General features: G+C 71.6%; 17 protein-coding genes. 11 read left to right on the top strand and 6 right to left on the bottom strand.

The annotated features are described in order from the left end of the window. The first annotated feature begins 207 nt into the window (after window positions 1-207). Both ABTX60_RS13910 and ABTX60_RS13915 read left to right on the top strand, forming a co-directional pair. Entirely contained in the window at window positions 208-903 is a 696-nt protein-coding gene (locus tag ABTX60_RS13910; RefSeq protein WP_352097285.1) for a hypothetical protein, read from the top strand. A 68-nt stretch (window positions 904-971) separates the two neighbouring features. After that, entirely contained in the window at window positions 972-1,427 is a 456-nt protein-coding gene (locus ABTX60_RS13915) for a MarR family winged helix-turn-helix transcriptional regulator (RefSeq protein ID WP_352097329.1), read from the top strand. A 37-nt stretch (window positions 1,428-1,464) separates the two neighbouring features. Here ABTX60_RS13915 and ABTX60_RS13920 read toward each other — a convergent pair whose 3' ends face one another. Then, window positions 1,465-2,670 (bottom strand): MFS transporter, encoded by a 1,206-nt coding sequence (locus tag ABTX60_RS13920; protein WP_352097286.1) that lies wholly within the window; start codon window positions 2,668-2,670, stop codon window positions 1,465-1,467. Window positions 2,671-2,757: 87 nt separating this feature from the next. Between ABTX60_RS13920 and ABTX60_RS13925 the strand changes: the two genes are divergently transcribed. The 3 genes from ABTX60_RS13925 (at window position 2,758) to ABTX60_RS13935 (ending at window position 5,219) form a co-directional block, all read left to right on the top strand. Beyond that, window positions 2,758-3,750, top strand: coding sequence for an ArsR/SmtB family transcription factor (locus ABTX60_RS13925; RefSeq protein ID WP_352097330.1), 993 nt, complete (start codon window positions 2,758-2,760; stop codon window positions 3,748-3,750). Window positions 3,751-3,759: 9 nt separating this feature from the next. Then, window positions 3,760-4,263 carry a glutathione peroxidase gene (locus ABTX60_RS13930; protein ID WP_352097287.1) on the top strand — a complete coding sequence of 168 codons (504 nt, stop codon included), beginning with the start codon at window positions 3,760-3,762 and terminating at the stop codon, window positions 4,261-4,263. A 77-nt stretch (window positions 4,264-4,340) separates the two neighbouring features. After that, window positions 4,341-5,219: a MerR family transcriptional regulator gene (locus tag ABTX60_RS13935; protein WP_352097288.1), complete on the top strand. Its 879-nt coding sequence runs from the start codon at window positions 4,341-4,343 to the stop codon at window positions 5,217-5,219. A 110-nt stretch (window positions 5,220-5,329) separates the two neighbouring features. Here ABTX60_RS13935 and ABTX60_RS13940 read toward each other — a convergent pair whose 3' ends face one another. The 3 genes from ABTX60_RS13940 to ABTX60_RS13950 form a co-directional block, all read right to left on the bottom strand. Then, window positions 5,330-5,521: a DUF397 domain-containing protein gene (locus tag ABTX60_RS13940; RefSeq protein ID WP_104780069.1), complete on the bottom strand. Its 192-nt coding sequence runs from the start codon at window positions 5,519-5,521 to the stop codon at window positions 5,330-5,332. A gap of 196 nt (window positions 5,522-5,717) precedes the next feature. Then, a complete protein-coding gene (locus ABTX60_RS13945; protein ID WP_033312892.1) occupies window positions 5,718-6,575 on the bottom strand; it encodes a helix-turn-helix domain-containing protein in 858 nt (285 codons plus the stop codon). A gap of 257 nt (window positions 6,576-6,832) precedes the next feature. Then, entirely contained in the window at window positions 6,833-7,588 is a 756-nt protein-coding gene (locus ABTX60_RS13950) for a GOLPH3/VPS74 family protein (protein WP_352097289.1), read from the bottom strand. A gap of 234 nt (window positions 7,589-7,822) precedes the next feature. Here ABTX60_RS13950 and ABTX60_RS13955 point away from each other — a divergent pair, with 234 nt between their 5' ends. Then, entirely contained in the window at window positions 7,823-10,612 is a 2,790-nt protein-coding gene (locus tag ABTX60_RS13955; RefSeq protein WP_352097290.1) for a D-alanyl-D-alanine carboxypeptidase, read from the top strand. Here the strand turns inward: ABTX60_RS13955 and ABTX60_RS13960 are convergent. After that, window positions 10,596-10,760, bottom strand: a complete 165-nt coding sequence (locus ABTX60_RS13960; RefSeq protein ID WP_352097291.1) for a hypothetical protein — start codon at window positions 10,758-10,760, stop codon at window positions 10,596-10,598. The genes ABTX60_RS13955 and ABTX60_RS13960 overlap by 17 nt on opposite strands. Before the next feature lie 15 nt (window positions 10,761-10,775). Between ABTX60_RS13960 and ABTX60_RS13965 the strand changes: the two genes are divergently transcribed. Beyond that, complete coding sequence (locus ABTX60_RS13965; protein ID WP_352097292.1) at window positions 10,776-12,737, top strand: DUF8823 domain-containing protein; 1,962 nt, start codon at window positions 10,776-10,778, stop codon at window positions 12,735-12,737. Between the two features lie 3 nt (window positions 12,738-12,740). On the opposite strand, the gene ABTX60_RS13970 is transcribed toward ABTX60_RS13965, so the two are convergent. Next, window positions 12,741-13,580: a hypothetical protein gene (locus ABTX60_RS13970; protein ID WP_352097293.1), complete on the bottom strand. Its 840-nt coding sequence runs from the start codon at window positions 13,578-13,580 to the stop codon at window positions 12,741-12,743. An 85-nt stretch (window positions 13,581-13,665) separates the two neighbouring features. Here ABTX60_RS13970 and ABTX60_RS13975 point away from each other — a divergent pair, with 85 nt between their 5' ends. The 4 genes from ABTX60_RS13975 (at window position 13,666) to ABTX60_RS13990 (ending at window position 19,355) form a co-directional block, all read left to right on the top strand. Then, window positions 13,666-14,451 (top strand): SDR family oxidoreductase, encoded by a 786-nt coding sequence (locus ABTX60_RS13975; RefSeq protein WP_352097294.1) that lies wholly within the window; start codon window positions 13,666-13,668, stop codon window positions 14,449-14,451. A gap of 126 nt (window positions 14,452-14,577) precedes the next feature. Then, window positions 14,578-16,149, top strand: a complete 1,572-nt coding sequence (locus ABTX60_RS13980; RefSeq protein WP_352097295.1) for a sodium:solute symporter family protein — start codon at window positions 14,578-14,580, stop codon at window positions 16,147-16,149. Between the two features lie 237 nt (window positions 16,150-16,386). Beyond that, window positions 16,387-17,079: an ABC transporter ATP-binding protein gene (locus ABTX60_RS13985; RefSeq protein ID WP_352097296.1), complete on the top strand. Its 693-nt coding sequence runs from the start codon at window positions 16,387-16,389 to the stop codon at window positions 17,077-17,079. Continuing rightward, entirely contained in the window at window positions 17,076-19,355 is a 2,280-nt protein-coding gene (locus tag ABTX60_RS13990) for an FtsX-like permease family protein (protein ID WP_352097297.1), read from the top strand. The genes ABTX60_RS13985 and ABTX60_RS13990 overlap by 4 nt, the downstream gene beginning before the upstream one ends. Window positions 19,356-19,385: the final 30 nt, after the last annotated feature.

A 19,385-nucleotide genomic window follows, 5' to 3' on the forward strand; every position in this document is an offset into this window, starting at 1 on the left:
GGTCAGGGTGGGGCGTAAGCCGTAGGTTCCGCCGTCGTCGTGTGCCGCGCGCGGGGGCTCTTCGCGCAGTTCCCCGCGCCCCTGAGTGGGACCGGTACCGTTCGTCAGCCGTTCGAGTCGGTCGGCCTGGGTGGGGTCGGGCTCGGTGCGTCACCCGTCCGGGCCGGTCGTCTCAGGTCTTCGCCTCTCCCGCGTGATAATCAGGGCATGCCCGCCCCTCCCCCCGTTTCCGAGTCCGTCCCCGAGCCCGTCGGGCGGCTGCTCGGTGATCTCGTGGCGGTGGGTGAGGACTACTCCCTCGTTCTCGCCGGGAGCTGCGCTGTGCTGGCACACGGGCTGGTGGAGCGGGCCGGGCGGGATGTGGACGTGGCCACCGTGCATCCGGCCGCCACGGAGGTCATCGCGGACGCCGTCCGGACCGGGCTGGTCGGGCGCGGCTGGCTCGTGCAGACCCTGGAGGCCGGGCCGCTGTCCGCCCAGTTCCTCGTGACCGACGCGCCGAGCGGCGCGGAGTGCGAGGTCGCCCTGCGCAAGGAGGTGCTGTGGCGCCCGCCCGTGGCGACGGAACTCGGGCCGGCGCTCGCCCTGGACGACCTCGTCGGCACCCGGGTGCGGGACCTGGCCGACCGAGGGCTCGCGCGCGACCTGGTCGACGTGCACGCCGCCTCGGCCCGCTGGAGCCACCCCGAACTCGAGGAGCTGGGCCGCCGCCACGCTCCCGACACGTTCGACCTCACCGACCTCCAGGCCCGGCTGACCGGCACGGACTGGCTCGACGACAGGGCGTTCACCGTCCACGGCGTCGAGGCCTCCTCCGTCGCCGGGCTGCGCCGCTGGGCTCAGGAGTGGGCCGACGACATCGCCGAACGCCTCATCGAGGGCGAGGCCCCGGACGAGGAGTGACCCACGGCCCGGCACGACGACCTACCGGTCGGTACCCTGACCCGATGGGGAACGGGGCAGCCGGGCAGATGGGGGTCGTCGCCGCGCTGGTGCGCACGGCGTTCCTGGTCGACGGTGTGTACGCGGAAGCCGGGCGGGCGTACGGACTGACGCCGCAACAGGGGCAGTTGCTGTGCGTGCTGCTGGACCGGCCGTGCGGGATGAGCGAGTTGGGCGAGACGCTCGGGCTGGCGAAGTCGAGCCTCACCGGGCTGGTGGACCGGACGGTACGGCGGGGACTGGTGCGGCGGGAGTCCGACCCGCGCGACGGGCGGGCCGTGCGGGTGGGGCTGACGGACGAAGGCGCCGCGCTCGCCGGGAAGTTCCACGCCGAGACCTGCCGCCGGGTGGAGTCCCTGCCGTCCGGGCTGAGCGGCGCCGAGCGGGACCGGCTGGCCGTCCTGCTGTCACGGGTCGTGGTGGACAACGAGGTCCCCGAGGTGTTCGCGGAGGCCACGAAGGTCCCGGTCCTCGGCGTCGACTAGCGGGTCCCTTCGCCGGCCGGCCGGTCCCCGGCGTCGACTAGCGGGTCCCCTCGCCGGCCGGCCGGCGGACTTCCCCTTCCCTGCGCTCCTCCCGCTTCCCCGCGCCCATCAACAGCAACGTCACTCCCGCCGAACCGACGGCCATCGCCGTCATCGCCGCAGCCGGAGAGGCGAGTTGGGCCACCGACCCGGCGAGTGCCGCCGCCACCCCCTGCATCGTGAGCATCCCGGCCGAGTGCAGGCCCAGGGCGTGCCCCGTGAGCCCGTCGGGGGTGAGGGCCACCAGGCGCTCCTGCTGCACGAGGCTCGCGCCGAACCCCACGGAGGCCAGCGTGACCGCGGCCGCCGCGAGCGGCAGCGCCGGGTGCAGGAGGAACGGCACGTACGGGACGGCCAGGAGCAGCAGGAGCGGGAAACCCAGGCGGCGGCGAAGGCGCGGGGGGAGCACCCGGCCGACCAGCACATCCCCGGCGAGCATGCCCAGCGCGGCGCAGGCGAAGAGGGTGCCGGCGGACTCGGGGGCGTAGGAGACGTAGAGGGATTCGCAGCCGACGACCAGGCCGTTGGGGATCCACAGGGCCAGATAGACCTGGCGGCGGGGCGGGGAGGACCAGAGCAGCGCGTTGGCACGCCAGGTCGCCGCCACCGAGGGGCGGCCCGGCGCGCGGGGCGGGCGGCGGGTCAGGCCGAGGCGGACGAAGGCGGCCGCCAGGACGTACAGGGCGGCCGCCACCAGCAGGGACAGCCGTGGGGACAGCAGGGCCACGAGGGCGCCGCCGGTGGCGTAACCGGCGATCTGCATCAGGCCGCTCATCATGTTGAACACCGAGCGGCCGAGCAGGTAACCGTCCTTGGAGAGGATCTCGTTGAGCAGGCCCCAGCGCACTCCCCCGCCCACCGACTGAACCAGCCCCTTGGCCAGGACGACGACGAAGATCCCCCAGACCGGCAGTCCGGGCAGGGCCAGGGCCGCCGTGGCCGCCGCGAAGAACAGGGGCAGGGCCGTCAGCGCCGCGCGCGGGGGCAGTCGGTCGGCGGCCGAGAGCAGGAACATCGCGCCCAGCACCTGCACCAGCGAGTCGCCGAACATGCTCACCGCGGACAGCAGCGGTGACTCGGTCGCCCGGTACACCAGGACGCCCAGGGCGAGTCCGCCCATGGTCTGGGCGACCGTCTGTGCCGAGGCGGCCAGGAAGAACGGGGTGAACTCGGGTGTGCGGAACAGATCGCGGTAACTGCGCATACGCGGAGTCTTCGGCGCCCCCGTATGCGTGGATATTGTTTCGCGCAGAAGCGAAACCTCGTGAAGGGGACCAGCGAAAGGGGGCCTGTGGGCTGGTGGCAGATCAACGCCGACACCCTGGCGGGGAGCCGGTTCGTGATCTCGCCGTTCGCCGAGGCCTTCGCGAGTCTGCGGCTGCTGCACACGGCAGAGGCGGCGCATCCCGGCGAACGGCGATGGCTCGACGACCATCTGCCCGCCTACCGGCGGCGCCTGGCGGGTGACCCGGTGACCGCGCAGCTGATCAGCGCCGGGATCGGACGGGACTGGACGGCGGACTTCCTGGCCCCCACCCCGCGAGACGGGGAGACCTTCGAGCAGGGGGTCGCGCAGGTGCGGGCAGCAGACCCGGACACGGCCCGCGCCGACCTCGCCGTCTCCCTGCGCGGCCCGGTCCCGGCCCGGCTGCACCGGGGCGATCTTCCGGAGCGCGCCGCTGACCTCCTGACGTACGTCTGGACGACGGCCGTGCTGCCGTACTGGCCGCACCGCCGGCGCGTCCTCGAAGCCGATGTGGTCGCTCGGACCGCGCAGGTCAGCCGGGGCGGCTGGGCGAGTGCGCTGGACACGCTGCGACCGGGGACGCAGTGGCTCGGTGAGAACCGGCTCCAGGTGAACGCGCGCGCGTACCCGCCGCGCGAGCTGTCCGGCGCCGAGCTGGTGTTCGTGCCCATCACGACGCAGCGCATCGGCTGGGTCTCCTGGGAGGGTACGGACCGGTACGCGCTGGTCTACCCGTGTGCCGGGGCCCTCGCCGACCCGGGCGGCAGGCCCGTGCCGACGAGCCTCGGCGCGCTGCTCGGCACCGCCCGCGCCGGTGTGCTGGTCCGGCTCGGCTCACCGCTGAGCACCAGCCAGCTGGTCGCCGTGACGGGACAGGGCCTCGGCTCGGTGGGGCGGCATCTGCGGGTGCTGCTGGACGCCGGTCTCGTGGAGCGGCGGCGGGCGGGCCGGTCGGTGCTGTACTCGCGGACGGCTGCCGGGCAGGTGCTGGTGGAGGCCACCGAGGCCGGGCACCGGCCCGGCACCCGCCGGAGCTAGCATCCGCTCATGACGACTAGCAACGGTTCCTCTCCCCTCGACGTCGAGATCGGTGCGCTGCAGGGCGGTTCCGCCGACCTGTCCCAGTACGCGGGCAAGGCGGTGCTCGTGGTGAACGTCGCCTCCAAGTGCGGCCTGACCCCGCAGTACACGGGCCTCGAGAAGCTCCACGAGCAGTACGCGGCACGCGGCTTCACCGTCCTCGGTGTGCCCTGCAACCAGTTCCTCGGGCAGGAGCCCGGCAGCTCCGACGAGATCGCCGAGTTCTGTTCGGCGACCTACGGTGTGACCTTCCCGCTGACCGAGAAGGTCGAGGTGAACGGCGAGGGACGGCACCCGCTGTACGACCGCCTGACCGGCTTCGCCGATGCCGAGGGCCACAGCGAGGACATCCGCTGGAACTTCGAGAAGTTCCTCATCGGCCGGGACGGCCGGGTGGTGGCCCGCTTCTCGCCGCAGACCGAGCCGGACGCGGCGGAGGTCGTGGCGGCGATCGAGGCCCAGCTGGCCTGAAGCGGGGCCCGCGGCGCGTTGACCTTGCCCCTGGGGCAGGCCCCAGTGTCCTCGTCGTCGGGCGGAGGAGCCGCCCGGTGACGGAGGATGCCGTGGTGGACGGACCGGACCAGGAACTGCTCACCATCGGGGCGTTCGCCGCGCGTGCCCGCCTGTCGGCGAAGGCCCTGCGGCTGTACGACCGGCTGGGCCTGCTGGCCCCGGCGCATGTCGACGAGGCCACCGGCTACCGCTACTACCGCGCCGGCCAGGTCGAACGGGCCCGGCTCGTGGCGATGCTGCGGCAGCTGGACATGCCGCTCGCCCGGATCGCCGAGGTGGTCGGGGCGAGCGACGGGCCCGCGGCGGCCGGGCTGCTCGGTGCCTACTGGGCGGACGTCGAGGCGCGGGTGGCGGGGCAGCGGACGCTCGCCGAGTACCTCCGTGGACGACTGTCGGGGAGGAGCTCCGAGATGCACGGGAAGTTCACGGTCGAGACGGTTCAGACGCCCGCCCAGGTGGTGATCTCCGAGAAGCGGCACACGCTGGCGGACGAGCTGCCGGCGTGGATCGGCGCGGCGCTCGGCCGGCTGGAGGAGGCCGCCCGGGAGTGCGGGGGCGTGGCCGGAGTGCCGTACGTCGCCTACCACGCGGAGGTGTCGATGGAGAGCGACGGTCCCGCCGAGGCGTGTGTGCCGGTGGCCGACGAGGCGGCGGCCCGCGCCTGGGCGGAGCGGCGGGGCCGGGCGTGGGAGACGGCGGTGCGGGTGGAACCGGCCCGGCGGCTGGCGTACACCAGGGTCACCAAGGCGCAGGTGGCGCACCCGCAGATCCTGGCGGCGTTCGAGGCGGTGGAGGAGTGGATGGCGGCGCGGGGGCTGACGACGACCGGGCCCTGCCGGGAGCTGTACTTCGCCGACTGGGAGGCGTCGGGACCCGGGGACCCGGTGTGTGATGTGGCGTTCCCGGTGAGCTGATCTCCCCTCTCGGGGGGTCTGCGGGCACAAGCGGAGCCCTCTCGGCTAGGACGGCGATGCTGGTCGAGAGGGCTCTGTCGGTGGTGCTTGTGGTGCTGTCGCTCGCGGGGTCAGGCCTTGACCGAGTCCACGAAGGCGTTCCACGCGTCGGCGGGAAACGCGAGCTTGGGGCCCTCGGGGACCTTGGTGTCACCGAGCTCCAGGGCCTCGTCGACGGTCGACCTGACCATCACGCAGGCGCCGTTGTTGTTGGTGTAGGAGGAGGTCGTCCACGTTTCCGTGGCGCCCAGACGAATTGCCATGTTCGCTCCGTTGCGAGTTGCGTTTACGCCAACCCGTGCTGGTGGTTGGCGTGATCGACGCTACTCGCCACCCTCCTCGTTCGGCGCAGCCATTCACTCGACCGGATGGCATATTCCAGGGGAGTCTTCCAGCAGGCCTGCCAGGGGTGTAGCATCCCGCGCCCTGCCCGACGGAAGGTCATCCTCCGGCTCCGTCTCAGCGCGCGTACTCCTTCGCCACGCGCTCGATGAGCTGCCGGGACTGGTCCACGTTCAGCGACTGGGCGCGCAGGTGCTCGTACATCACCGTGTACTTCTGCACGTCCAGCGGCTTCTCCAGATACAGGTCGCTGGTGACGCCCTCGATGTAGACGACGCTCGAGTCGGCCGCGTCGGCGAACTCCAGGATCGAGTACTGGCCGTTGATGCCGGCGTGCGCGCCGACCTCGAACGGCAGGACCTGCACGGTGATGTGGGGCAGCTGCGACATCTCGATGAGGTGCTCCAGCTGTTCGCGCATCACCGGCCGGCTGCCGACGATCCGGTGCAGGGACGCCTCGTCCAGGACCACCCACAGCCGCAGCGGTTCGGTCTCGGCGGTGATCCGGCCCTGCCGGCGCAGCCGCACCTCGACGCGCTTGTCGTTGTCGGCCTCCGACGCCTCGGGCGAGCCGCCGCGGATGATGGCCTCGGCGTACGCACGGGTCTGCAACAGGCCGGTGATGATCTGGGGTTCGTAGACCCGGAGCGACTCGGCGTCCGTCTCCAGGCCGATGTAGACGCTGTACGGGATGTCCCCGAAGGCGTGCCACCAGCCCTGCTGCCGCGAGTCCTTGGCCATCTGCATCAGCGAGTCGACGATGCGCTGGTCCTCGACCTCGTAGACCCCGCACAGGTCGCGGACGTCGCGCTGGCTGATGCTGCGCCGTCCGTTCTCCAGCCGGCTGATCTTCGACTGCGACACCAGCAGCCGCTCCGCCACCTCTTCGGCCGTCATGCCCTTGAGCTCGCGGAGCCTGCGGAGCTCCTGGCCCAGCCGGCGCCGCCTGACGGTGGGATTGACATTGGACGCCACGGGACGTGCACCTCCGGCTGCGTGCCTCTACTTTGCGTGTCTGCTGTTGAGCAGACTGCCACCAAGGTGCTTACTACCGCTGGGAAACGGTGGATATGCGACGGGTACACGCCAGTTCGGGCATCGGGCACGGCACGCCGAGCGGGGCGGAGAGAGCGTGCGCTCTCTCCGCCCCGCTCGGACAGCGGCTCCCGTGACCGGGTTCGTGGGTCCCGTGGTGCGTTCCGGTCGTAGGTCTCGCGGGCGCGGCGCGTGGCTCAGTGGGCCACGGCGCGCGCCATCGTTCCGTGGCGCGGTTGCATCGGAACGCCTCGGGCGGGTTCCGTCGCGGGCCTGCTTCCGCCGGCGGCCTGACGGCCGGGCGGTGCCGGGTTGCGGCGCGGCTGGGCCGCGACGCCGTTCTGGACGTCCATCACCGCGTGCGCGACGAGACCGCCCATGGGGTCGTGCCTGATCAGGTCCCTGAGCCGGGAGCGAGAGGAACGTCCCTCGTTGCCCGGGTACAGGTGCTTGCCGAGGCCGACCGCGTGAGCGAGGGCGGCGAGTGCCGCGGTCCGCGGGTCCGGCGGTACGCCGGTGCGAATCGCGGAGTCCAGACGGGACCTGATCTCCCGGCTGATCTCGGTGTCCGTCGCCTGGTAGCGAGTCGTCGGCAGCACTCCGCACATCTGGCCGGCCACGGCATGCACCATGCCGCACCGCTCCAGATGCGAGAGGTAGGTCTGGCGCAGCCCCAGTCGCGGCCCGCCAATCCAGTTCACTGCCCGCACGGGAGCGCCACGCCTTCGCAGCAACTCCAACGCGCAGTCCAACGTTGGATCTCCAGTCGGCCGTGGGGCCACCACGGCGATACGATCCCCGTCTGGGGCTATCCGTCCGGCCAGCGCCAGCTCTACTAGCTGTGCTCCGGCCAGACCGAGGTCGAGCGACTGCGGCTGTGCGGTGGTACCCGTGGTCGGGTCCAGCGCCAGCAGCAGAAGCTCCTCCGGAATTGTTCTGCGGCTCCTGCCCATCCATGCCTCCCCGCGTGGATGAAAGACAGGGTGACCCCTCTCACATTGGTCTGTCGAGGGTGCGTGACCGGTTCGTAGTGGAACCAGTAGGTATGTCGTTCTCGTCTACCGGATGGGTTTGGCCCGCGCACAGGACACTGGTACATGGTTCGGACAGCGCCGGGCGGTGTCACGGGCGGCGGTTCACGGTTCGGTACGCGCACACGGGGAGTGCGGCGCGAGGAGGAGGCATCGGTGGCGGGCGAGTCCCCCGACAGGTCGAAGCAGCGCGAGTCGTCGGCAGGAAAGACGTCGGGGAGCGCGAGTCCGGTTCCGGAGGCCAGGAGCGAAGCCGCCGACCCGCGGCTCGCGGTGGCCCGGGACGCGGAGAAGTCCTCGGCACGGGGCGGCGCCGATATGGCGACCCGTGTGCTGTCCACGCGGACGGCGGAGGAACCGAAGAACTCCGAGCGGCCCGAGAGCGACGCGGAGGCGGAGCGCGGCTCGGAGGCGGAGGGGTCCGGGAGCGGTTCGGGCACCGGGAGCTCCGGGGGCGGCGCGTCCTCCGGCGGCGAGGGCGGTGACGGGCGGCTGCGGGATGCCGTGGCCGCGTGGGTCGCGTCGGCGGACGGTGAGAAGGAGGCTGCCGCCGGGGGCGACGACGAGGCTCCTGCGGCCGAGCGCACGGAGAAGGCCGGGAAGTCCGAGAGGGCGGATGCGGAGGCCCAGGAGGGCGGGAAGGCCGAGGCGGGCGCCCGGGGCGGTCAGGAAGCACCCGAGGGCCCGGGAGAAGACGCGGGCGCGTCCGTGGGCTCCGACACGGACGACGAGGACGGCACGGAGGCCGCAGAGGCCGCGTCCGAGGGCTCCAAGGCGGGCCAGGACGACGCCGACGCGCCCGAGGCGGACCGTTCCGCCACAGCGGACGGCGCGGACACTCCAGAGGCGGACGCGGACGAGCGGGCGGCCGGATCCACGGACGAGGCGCAGGCCGCGCCCGAGGCCGCCGGGGCCGCGCCCAAGGCGAAGGCCTCCGGCACCGAGGCCGAGTCGAAGGCGGCCGACACCGAGGGCGGCACCGACGCGGAGGGGGCCGACGACAAGGGCCGCACACCCGCCGACCCGCGGGTCTCCCCCGACGCCAAGGCCGCGCCGAAGGCCGCCGAGGCGAAGACCGGCGACGCCGAGACCGCCGACGACGTCGAAGCCGTCGAGGACGAGCCCTCGGCCGAGGCCACCACTGAGACCGAGCCCGGCGCCGGCAAGACCAGGAAGCCCGGCGCGACCACCGCTGCCATCGAGGACAGCCCGGGCACCGGCACCCCCGAGGACAAGCCCGGCTCGGACAAGACCCCGAAAACCGGCGCAGCCGCCGGGAGTACCGCCGCCGCGGACGACGCCCGCGAGGACGACGACTCCCCCGCCGAACCCCCCGTCGACCAGCCCACCGCCGTCTTCAAGGTCCTGCGGCCCCCGGTCGATCAGCCCACCACCATGCTGAAGCTCGGAGGTGCGGCCAAGGACCTCCCTAAGTCGGACCTCCCGAAGACTGCTGCTCCGAAGACGGACGCTCCCAAGACGGACGTTCCGAAGAAGGCCGCTCCGGAGAAGGCCTCTCCGGAGAAGGACGCCGAGCGGACCAGCAAGTTCGTCGCGCTCAAGCCGCTGGACGACCCGGCGGTCAGGAAGCCGGTCCCGCCGGCCGAGGCCACCGCGCCCGTCCCCACCGTCGGCCCCGAGCGGACCACCCAGCAGCCGCTGCCGCCCAAGCCGCCGCTGGATCTGCTGGCCGAGCTGACGAACACCCCGCCGCCCCCGGACACCCCGCTCCGCACGGCGGCCCGGCGGGTGAAGATCTGGACCCCGCTGGTGCTGCTGCTGGTGGTCGTCTTCGCGGTCGTGCAGAGCGTGCGCCCGCTCCCCACGCCCACCCTGGAGCTCACCGCCGAGGACAGCTACACCTTCGAGGGCGGCAAGGTCGACATCCCCTGGCCCGCCGACGGCCAGGCCGCGCTGGACGTCCAGGGCATCGGCACGTTCGGGTCCTCCGGCGAGCAGAAGCCCGTCCCGATCGCGAGTGTCGCCAAGGTCATGACCGCCTACCTCATCCTGCGCGAGCACCCGCTCAAGAGCGGTGAGGACGGCCCGAAGATCCTCATCGACCAGACCGCCCAGGACCAGTCAGACGCCGGCCAGGAGTCCACCGTCGACGTCACCAAGGACGACAAGATCACCGAGCGGGAGGCCCTGGAGAGCATCCTGATCGCGTCCGCGAACAACATCGCCCGGCTGCTGGCCCGCTGGGACGCGGGGTCCGAGAAGGCGTTCGTGCAGAAGATGAACGACGCCGCCAAGGACCTCGGCATGAAGAACACGACGTACACCGACCCCTCGGGCCTGAACAACACGACCGTCTCCACGGCCGTGGACCAGGTGAAGCTCGCCAGGGCCGCCATGCAGCAGCCCGCGTTCCGCGAGGTCGCGGCGATGATGTCGTACGTCGACTACAAGGGCACCAAGCACGACAACTGGAACCGTCTGGTCGGCTCCAACAACGTCACCGGCATCAAGACCGGCACCACCACCTCGGCGCTCGGCAACCTCGTCTTCGCGGCCAAGAAGGACGTCGACGGCGAGACCCACCGGATCATCGGCGCGGTCGTGCGCCAGCCCGCCGGCGGGCCGGACAACACGATCCTGGGCGCAGCGCTGCACGAGGGCGACAAGTTGATCCGGGCCGCTCAGGGCGCGCTGGAGTCGGCGACGATCCTGAAGAAGGGTGATGTCGTCGGGTACGCCGACGACGGTCTCGGCGGCAAGACGCCGGTCGCCGTCACCGAGGACGTCACGGCCGTCGGCTGGGCGGGCCTGTCCGTCAAGCTGACGTTCGCCGGGGACGACCTGCCGCACACGGCCAAGGCCGGCACCAAGGTGGGCACGCTCACCGTCGGTGACGGCACCACCAGCGCCGTGAAGGTCCCGGTCGCCCTCCAGAAGGACCTGGCGGAGCCGGGCTTCGGGGCCAAGCTCACGCGTATCGGCTGACCCGCGGTACGACCCGCACCACCGCACCCCGCCGGTAACGGCCCGTCCGGGCGCCGCCCGGCGGGGTGCGTGCTAGCGTCCCGAACCGGGACAGGTCGCCGCTCGCGCAGGCGCGGTGGCGGAAGACCGAGAACAGAAGACGGGACACGGGGAGTGCCTTCGAGTGGCCACTGCGGAGCCGACACGCGCAGACGACGCCGAACCGGGCTCGGTATCGGGCCCGCGAATACGCCTGCCCGAAGCACCGGACGACCGCCCGGCGAAGGCCGGCCCGGCGGCTGACACCGCGACAGCGGACGGCACGCCGGCGGACGGCACCACAGCGGCCGGCGCGACAGCGCACAGCACGGCGCGGGGGGCCGGCACACCCGGCCGTGACGGCGCGGCGGGGTTCGAGTGGCCCGCCCCCGTCCTGGCCCTGCGCGAGCGCATGCTGCGGCACCCGGTCCTGTCCGTCACGGGCCTGGCCGCGGCGCTGCACATCCTCTGGTTCTTCACGTTCGCGAACAGCGGCGGCGATCTGGCCGCGCAGGACGCCTGGGCCGAGTTCGTCGGCCGGCACCCGGACTCGGCGTACAACCTCGCCTGGTACGGCGGGATGCACCCGGTGTCGTACAGCGTGGTCTCGCCGTACCTGATGTCGGTGCTCGGCGTGCGCACCACGATGATGATCGCGGGGACGGTCTCGGCCGGCCTGCTGACCCTGCTCCTGCTGCGCAGCCGGTCCGTCCTCAACCCGCTGTGGGCGTCACTGGCGGGCGTCTTCGGGCTGTTCTGCAACGCGGTGTCCGGGCGGGTGACGTTCGGTCTCGGCATGATGTTCGCGCTCGGCGCGGTCGCCGTCGTGTTCTGCTGGCCCTACCGGTGGCGGTACAAGCGCTGGGCGAAGGCCCTGAGCGCGGCGCCACTGGCCGCGCTGGCCACCATGGCGTCGCCGGTCGCGGGCCTGTTCGTGGGCTTGGTGGCGGTGGCGCTGTTCCTGCAGAAGCGGCGGCCGGGCGCGTGGGCGCTGGGCCTGGCGCCGACCGCGGTGGTGGCGGTGTCGGCGTGGCTGTTCCCGTTCTCGGGTACGCAGCCAATGGTGATCGGCTCGGTGCTGCTGCCGCTCGCGTTCTCGATCCTCGCCTACGTGCTGGTGCCGCAGGAGTGGAAGACGGTCCGGCTCACGGCCGCGGTGTACGGCCTCGGGGTCGTGCTGGTGTGGCTGATCAGCTCCCAGATCGGTTCGAACATCACCCGGCTGGCGATGCTGTTCGCCGGGGTCGCGCTGGTCGCGGCGCTGCCGTTCACGGTGCCGCGCAGCCGCAGGTGGTACGCGGCCGTCGTGGCGCTGTGCGGTTTCGGGGTGTGGATCGGCTTCAAGACGGTCGACGACATCGTGCACACGGCCCCGGCGGCGTCCTGGTCGCGTGAGCTCGCGCCCCTCGTCAACGAGTTGCAGCAGGTCGGCGCGGAGAAGGGCCGGGTCGAGGTCGTCCCCGCCCGCTCCCACCGCGAGGCCTCCGCGCTGGCCCCGTACGTCAACCTGGCCCGGGGCTGGAACCGCCAGGCCGACATGGAGCGCAACCCCCTCTTCTACGACGACACGCTCAACTCGGCGAACTACCACGAGTGGCTGAAGCGCTGGGCGGTGCACTACGTCGTGCTGCCGAAGGGCGAGCCGGACGGTGACGGCGGACAGCGGGAGCGGGCGCTGGTGCGGCGCGGGCTGCCGTATCTGACGCAGATCTGGGGCAATGACACCTGGCAGTTGTTCAGGGTGACCGCGCCGACCCCGCTGGCCGAGCCGAACGCGGTGGTCGACCGGGCCGAGCAGGGCGAGATGGTCCTCCAGGTGAAGAAGGCGGGCCGGATCCTGGTGCGCATCCCGTACTCGCCGTGGCTGAGCATCGTCGACGCGGAGGGCAAGAGCCTGAAGCCGCCGCAGGAGACCGAGGAGTCCAGGAACCGTCCCGAGGACGAGCCGAAGACGTACGTGAACGTCAACGGCTGCCTGACGGAGACGGAGGAGGACGCGCAGGGCGACAAGTGGACGGAGCTGCTGGCGCCGAAGGCCGGGACGTACCGGCTGGCGGCGCCGTACCAGCTCCCGCGGGGCACGCCCTGCCCGGAGGAGCTGCGCTGAGCCTCAGCGCAGCCGGTCCACGTACCGGTCCGTGCCCGGCACCGTCGGGACGAACGGCGCCACCAGTTCCACCCTGCCCAGGCCCGACTCCGCTACCGCCGCGTCGAGGCCGGTGAAGCAGGGGTCCCAGCATTCCCCGGGGTCGGTCTGGAGGAACCACAGGAGCGTCAGGCGGGTGTCGACGCCCTCGACCTGTTTGACGTACGTCATGCGGTCGCCGGGCAGGGGCGTCGGGCGGAAGAGCGTCACCATCGCGGCCGGGGAGCCCGCCAGGCGCTTGGGGAGGTGGCGGGTGCGCAGCCACTGCAGGAGCGGGGCGCGCTGCTCGGGGGTGTCCGCCTCGACGACCTGGAGGACCAGGCCGGCATAGGGGTGGTCGAGGGCGTGGAGGTCGCGGGGGCCGGCCGCTCCGTCGCGGTACACCGTCGCCTCGTGGTTCTGGAACGCCGTGAGGACGTGCGTGCGGTCGTGGTAGACGCGGGCGTCCCGGTTGAGGCGTTTGTTGATGGCGACGGTCCAGCGCATGTGGTCGTCGTAGCGGCCGGCGGTGATCCAGTACGTGGAGAGGTAGCAGCCGGCGGTGACCGGCTGGGCGATCGCCGATTTCTCGGGGTAGCGCAGGAGCTGGAGGTCCCGGGTCGCCACCCAGCGGCGGCCCGCCTGCATCCAGGGCATGGCCATCGCCCCGGCGTAGTAGTGGTCGTCCTCGTACCAGCGGTTGTAGGCGTACTCGTGGCCGGGGTGCGGCTCGACCATGGTGATGAGGGCGTGTCCGGGGTGGGTGCCGTAGGGGCCGACGGCGGCCAGTTCGGCGTACAGCTCGCTGCGGGTGTCCTCGCTCATGCCCTTCCCCTTCGTCGGTGGGTGACCCATACTCTGACGCTCCGTCAGATATAGCGCCAGGGTTCCGGTCCGGGGAGGTCCTGCCATGTCACTGCTCGCGGGGAAGACGGTCGTGGTGTCGGGGGTGGGGGCCGGGCTCGGGCGGCAGGTCGCGGCGGCGGTGGTGCGGGACGGCGGGCGGGCCGTGCTCGGTGCCCGCACGGAGGCGAGCCTGGCGAAGACGGCCGCCGAGATCGATCCCGGCGGGGCGTGCACCGCGTACCGGGCGACGGACATCTCCGACGAGACGCAGTGCGAGGGACTGGCGGGGCTGGCGCGGGAGCGGTTCGGCGAGATCGACGCCGTCGTGCACGTGGCCGCGCTCGACAGTTACTTCGGCGGGCTGGAGGACGCCGACTTCGAGTCCTGGCGGTCGGTGCTGGACGTGAACCTGCTGGGGACCCTGCGGATGACCCGGGCCTGCCTGCCGTCGCTCAAACAGGGCGGCGGTTCCGTGGTGTTCGTCGGGACGCAGTCGGCGGTGGCCGCCCCCTCGCAGGTGCGGCAGGCGGCGTACGCGGCGTCGAAGGGGGCGCTGACGAGTGCGATGTACTCGCTCGCGCGGGAGCTCGGGCCGCACCGGATCCGGGTCAACACCGTGCTGCCGGGCTGGATGTGGGGGCCGCCGGTGCGGGCGTACGTGCAGTTCGCGGCTCATTCGGAGGGGGTGCCGGAGGCGGCGGTGCTGGAGCGGCTGACCGAGCGGATGGCGCTGCCGGATCTGGCCACGGACACGGATGTGGCCGACGCGGTGGCGTTCCTGGCGTCGGACAGGGCGCGGGCGATCACTGGGCAGTCGTTGCTGGTCAACGCCGGGGAGCTGATGCGCTGAGTTCATGTGTGTGAACGACAACCATCACACAGAACTTCTTTACCTCCCTTTGACCTGACGATCACTTGTCGTGTTCACGCGGCAGCGCCCACGATGAGCGCCGGGCTGATCCCTGGGAGGGCGCACATGAACGGTCTCGACTGGGCCGTGCTCGTCGGCTACTTCGCCGTGATGGTCGCGATCGGCGTCTGGTCGCACAAACGGGTCGACAACGTCAGCGACTTCTTCACCGCCGGCGGCAAGATGCCGTGGTGGCTCTCCGGCATCTCGCACCACATGTCGGGCTACAGCGCGGTGATGTTCACCGGGTACGCGGGCATCGCCTACACCTACGGCGTCACGTCCTTCGTCACCTGGTCCTTCCCCATCGCCCTCGGTATCGCCATCGGGTCGAAGCTGTTCGCCCCGCGCATCAACCGGCTGCGCTCCCGGCTCCATGTGGCCTCCCCGCTGGAGTACCTGAAGAACCGCTACGACCTCAAGACGCAGCAGGCGCTGGCCTGGTCGGGCATGCTGCTGAAGATCGTGGACGTGGGCGCGAAGTGGGCGGCGATCGCCACGCTGCTGTCCGTCTTCACCGGGATCTCCCTCAACCAGGGCATCCTCATCACCGGCGGCATCACGGCGATCTACTGCACGATCGGCGGCCTGTGGGCGGACGCGCTGACCGAACTGGGCCAGTTCATCATCCAGTTGCTGGCCGGCGTCGCGATGTTCGTGGCGGTCTTCGTACGCCTCGACGACCACGGCGGCTTCTTCGGCGTCTGGGACTCGCCGGAGCTCCAGGGCCACGGGAAACCGCTGGTCGGGCCGTACGGAACGCTGTTCCTGCTCGCGTTCCTCTTCATCAAGCTCTTCGAGTACAACGGCGGCATGCTCAACCAGGCGCAGCGCTACATGGCCACACGGAACGCCAAGGAGGCCGAGCGGTCGGCCCGCCTCTCGGCGATCCTCTGGCTGGTCTGGCCGCTGGTGCTGTTCTTCCCCATGTGGATGTCGCCGCTGCTGGTCGAGTCGCAGAAGCAGGACGGCTCGGACTCCTACGCCCTGATGACCGAACAGCTCCTGCCGCACGGTCTGCTGGGGCTGGTCATCGTCGGCTTCTTCTCGCACACCATGGCCATGTGCTCCTCCGACGCCAACGCCATCGCGGCGGTGTTCACCCGGGACTGCGCGCCGGTGATCTGGGCGCGGGCCCGGGCCTGGAACCAGAGCCAGGGCCTGCGGGTCGCCCGGATCGCCACGGTCGTCTTCCTCGGCCTGTCCATGGCCGCGGCGACGCAGGTCAACTCCCCCGCGTTCAAGGACATCATCACCGTGGTCATCAAGTGGGTCGCCGGTCTGATGGGCCCGATGGCGATCCCGATGATGCTGGGCCTGCTGCGCGCGTTCCGCCGCTCCGGCCCTACGGCGGCCCTGGTCAGCTGGTCGATGGGCCTGTTCGCGTTCTGGCTGGTGAACTACCCGATCGACTGGAACGTCGAGGGCGGCGTGCCCCTCCAGTACCAGGTGTCGATCCCGCTGGCGGTCTCGCTGGTCCTCTACATCCTCGTCGGCTTCATCCGGCCGGAGGACACACCGGAGCGGCTGGCGCTCATCGAGAAGATCAACACGGACGGGGACGGGGCGGCGGCCGCGGCTATCCCGGCACCGGCCGGGGCGGCGGACGACGTGGTAGGGACGACGACCAGGGATTGACTGCTTCCCCCTTCGTGGCACGGAGATTCCGGCGCTCTCGACCGACGGCGCGAACGTTGACGGCCACAATGTGTACGTCCGAGGGAAGATCGAGGGCTACGACTGGAACCGCTGCACCGACGACGCCTCGATCCGCGTCTGCCGTGACAAAGGTTCGTTCAACCCGGACAACTTGGTAAGCGAAACCACAGCTCCACGTGCCGGGCCCAGGCTGACCTCCTGGGTCCGGTCGCTTCTTTGGGGGAAGCCATCAGTACGTCAGAAGTCCTGTCCGCCACGGGCGTCGACCTCTCCTACGGCGAGCAACTGGCTGTCAGTGACGCCCACCTCTCGATCTCCCGGGGGGAGGTCGCGGCCATCACCGGACAGAGCGGATCGGGAAAGTCCTCGCTGCTGTACTGCCTCGCGGGAGTGCTGCCTCCGGCGCGCGGTCAGGTGAGGTTCGAAGGGCAGTCGCTCGGCGATCTCACCGACGACGAGATCAGTCAACTCCGCCGTGAACGCTTCGGCTTCGTCTTCCAGTACGGCGAACTGCTCCCGGAGCTGACCATCGAGGAGAACACCGCCCTGCCCCTGCGCCTGGCCGGGCAACGCAAGCGGCCCGCGCTGGCGGCCGCCGGCGAGGTCCTCAGCCGACTGGGCCTGGGCGAGCTGCGCGAGCGCCGCCCGTCGCAGGTGTCAGGTGGTCAGAACCAACGCGTCGCCGTCGCACGGGCCTTGGTCCACCGCCCGGCCGTCGTGTTCGCCGACGAGCCGACCGGGTCACTGGACAGCGCCAACGCATCCGCCGTGCTGAAGGAGTTCCTCGGCCTGGCGCGCTCGCAGGGCACTGCCGTCATCCTGGTCACCCATGACCCCACCGTCGCCGCACAGGCCGACAGCCACTACACGATGTCCGACGGAGTCCTCACCCTCCGGGGGGCGGTGTGAGGGAGCTCCTGCTCGGTCTGCGCCTGCTGTTCGGCGCAGGCCGGGGCAACCGCATCCGCTTCTTCCTCATGGCGGCCGGCGGCTCCCTCGGGGTCTGCTGCCTCGCCCTCGTCCTCACCATCCCGCAGATCCTCGACGCGCACGACGGTCGGGCCGCCGCGCGCCAGCCGCGGACCACCTCCGCCCAGTCGGCGGGTTCCACTCTGCTCCTTCAGCGCACCGACCCCTACGGCTCCAAGGCGTTCACCCGGGTGTTCATCGCCAAGGGGACCGAGAACGCCGGCAAGGTCCCGCCGGGACTGAAGGAACTCCCCGGCCCCGGCCAGGTGGTCCTCTCTCCCCGCGCACACGACCTGCTGCGTGACCAGCCCGGCATCAAGGGACTCCTGCCAGGTCGCGAGACGGGTCTGGTAGGTGCGAGAGGGCTCGCCCATCCCGACGAGCTGTTCGCCTACATCGGCACGACACGAGACAAGATCGCCGACGACGGCCGCGCCCTGAAGGGCTGGGGATACGACTACGCCCCCTTCCCCGCCGTCGAACCCTCGACCCTGACCTACATCCGCTTCGCCCTCGGATCACTGGTCCTGCTCCCCCTCGGCATCTTCCTCTCCGTCTGTGCCCGGCTCTCCGCCGCCAGCCGTAACCGCCGCCTCGCCGCCCTGCGCCTGCTGGGCCTGAGCACCAAGGGCACCCAGCGGGTCAACGCCGCCGAGACCGTCGTCGCGGCCCTCCTCGGCGCGCTTCTCGGCCTCGGCGAGTACTGGCTCCTCAACCAGGTCATGACCCGGACCGGGCTGCCCAGTCTGAGGTGGTACCCGGCCGACGGCGCGCTGTCCGCGACGACCATCCCCGTCTGTCTGATCGGGTGCCCGCTCCTCGCCTGGTTCGTCGGCCGCGCCAGCGCACGCGAAGCCGCCGCCAACCCCCTGGCGGTACGCCGCACCGCCGCCCCCAAGCGCCCCACCAAGTGGGGCGGCCTGCTCCTGGTGACCGGCGTCGGTATCGTCGCCGGCTACTGCGCCACCGGCTTCACCGACCACCCCGCCAACAGCCTCGGCCCGAACGCCATCGTGATGCCGGCGGGCATCCTGCTGACGGGCCTGGGGCTGGTGCTGACGCTGCCCCTGCTCTCCTACGGCATCGCCCGCGTACTCGCGCGCAACACCCAGTCCCTCACCCTGAACCTGGCGATGCGCCGCAACGAGGTCGAGCCGGGCAGCACCATGCGCGTCGTCACCGGCCTCGTGCTGCTCGTCTTCTCCGCCTCCCTCGCCCAGGGCGTCCTCATCCAGCTGGAGCAGGTCTCCCGGCCGTCCGCTCCCGTGCAGGACTACTCCGTCCCCCTGGACTCGCTGACCACCCGGCAGCAGAAGGAGGTCGCCGCCGTACCGGGGGTGCGCGCACACGCGGTGACGATGATGTCCTGGACCGACCCCGACGGGCCCTCCGACCAGCCCTGGGCCAGCGCCGTCGTAGCCACCTGCGACCAGCTGGCCGAACTGGTACGGCACTCCGAGGGCTGCGTGGACGGCAAGGTGATGCGGCTCAGCGACCCGAACGCGGGCACCGGCCAGGGCGCCCGCCCGGGTGACGCGCTTCCCTTCCGCCTGTCGAAGGGCGGTCGTGACACGACCCTGACCCTCACACTTCCGCAGGACGAGATCACGTACAGCGCCTACGACCCGTCGGCCGTCCACGGAGCCGACGTGCTCGTCCCGCCGTCTGCCGTGCTCGGCGCGGGCCGCCCGCAGGAGGCACAGTACGTCCTCACCAGCAGCTCCGACCACGACGAGGTCCGCAAGGTCCTCGACGGCATCGCCGCCGTCGCCCCGACCGTCGCGGTCGAACCCATCGGCGTGAACATCGAGGGCCTCCAGCAGATCGCCGTCCTCGAGACCCTGCTCGCCGTCGGCATGATCATGGGTCTGGTCATCGGGACAGCAGCCTTCGTCGTCTCGGCGACCGACCGGGCGGTCGAGCGCCGCCCACAGGTCACCGCCGTCACGCTGATCGGAGCACCGGCGCGGACGATGCGAGCCGTGCAGTGCGTGCAGGTCGTGCTCCCCCTGAGCGTCGGGCTCGTACTGGCGCTCGTGACGGGCAAGCTCGCCGAGTCCTGCTATCTGATCACCGGGGGCAGTGAGATCTACTGGGACTCCGCCGGTCTCCCGGTGCTCGCGCTCGCGGCAGCGGGCGTGGCGGCCGTGTCCGCCCTCGGCACACTTCCGCTCGTGGGACGGCGCATCGACCCGGAACTGATCCGCCGCGACTGATCACGCGTGCTCAGCCGCCGAAGGCTCACC

The sequence above is a fragment of the Streptomyces sp. NPDC126510 genome (genome assembly GCF_040302345.1).
GTDB lineage: Bacteria > Actinomycetota > Actinomycetes > Streptomycetales > Streptomycetaceae > Streptomyces.

Excerpts from the sequence above, each read along its gene's own strand:
- ABTX60_RS13910 (WP_352097285.1), top strand. The coding sequence starts at position 208 with ATGCCCGCCCCTCCCCCCGTTTCCGAGTCCGTCCCCGAGCCCGTCGGG.
- ABTX60_RS13915 (WP_352097329.1), top strand. The coding sequence starts at position 972 with ATGGGGGTCGTCGCCGCGCTGGTGCGCACGGCGTTCCTGGTCGACGGT.
- ABTX60_RS13920 (WP_352097286.1), bottom strand. The coding sequence starts at position 2,670 with ATGCGCAGTTACCGCGATCTGTTCCGCACACCCGAGTTCACCCCGTTC.
- ABTX60_RS13930 (WP_352097287.1), top strand. The coding sequence starts at position 3,760 with ATGACGACTAGCAACGGTTCCTCTCCCCTCGACGTCGAGATCGGTGCG.
- ABTX60_RS13940 (WP_104780069.1), bottom strand. The coding sequence starts at position 5,521 with ATGGCAATTCGTCTGGGCGCCACGGAAACGTGGACGACCTCCTCCTAC.
- ABTX60_RS13950 (WP_352097289.1), bottom strand. The coding sequence starts at position 7,588 with ATGGGCAGGAGCCGCAGAACAATTCCGGAGGAGCTTCTGCTGCTGGCG.
- ABTX60_RS13970 (WP_352097293.1), bottom strand. The coding sequence starts at position 13,580 with ATGAGCGAGGACACCCGCAGCGAGCTGTACGCCGAACTGGCCGCCGTC.
- ABTX60_RS13975 (WP_352097294.1), top strand. The coding sequence starts at position 13,666 with ATGTCACTGCTCGCGGGGAAGACGGTCGTGGTGTCGGGGGTGGGGGCC.
- ABTX60_RS13980 (WP_352097295.1), top strand. The coding sequence starts at position 14,578 with ATGAACGGTCTCGACTGGGCCGTGCTCGTCGGCTACTTCGCCGTGATG.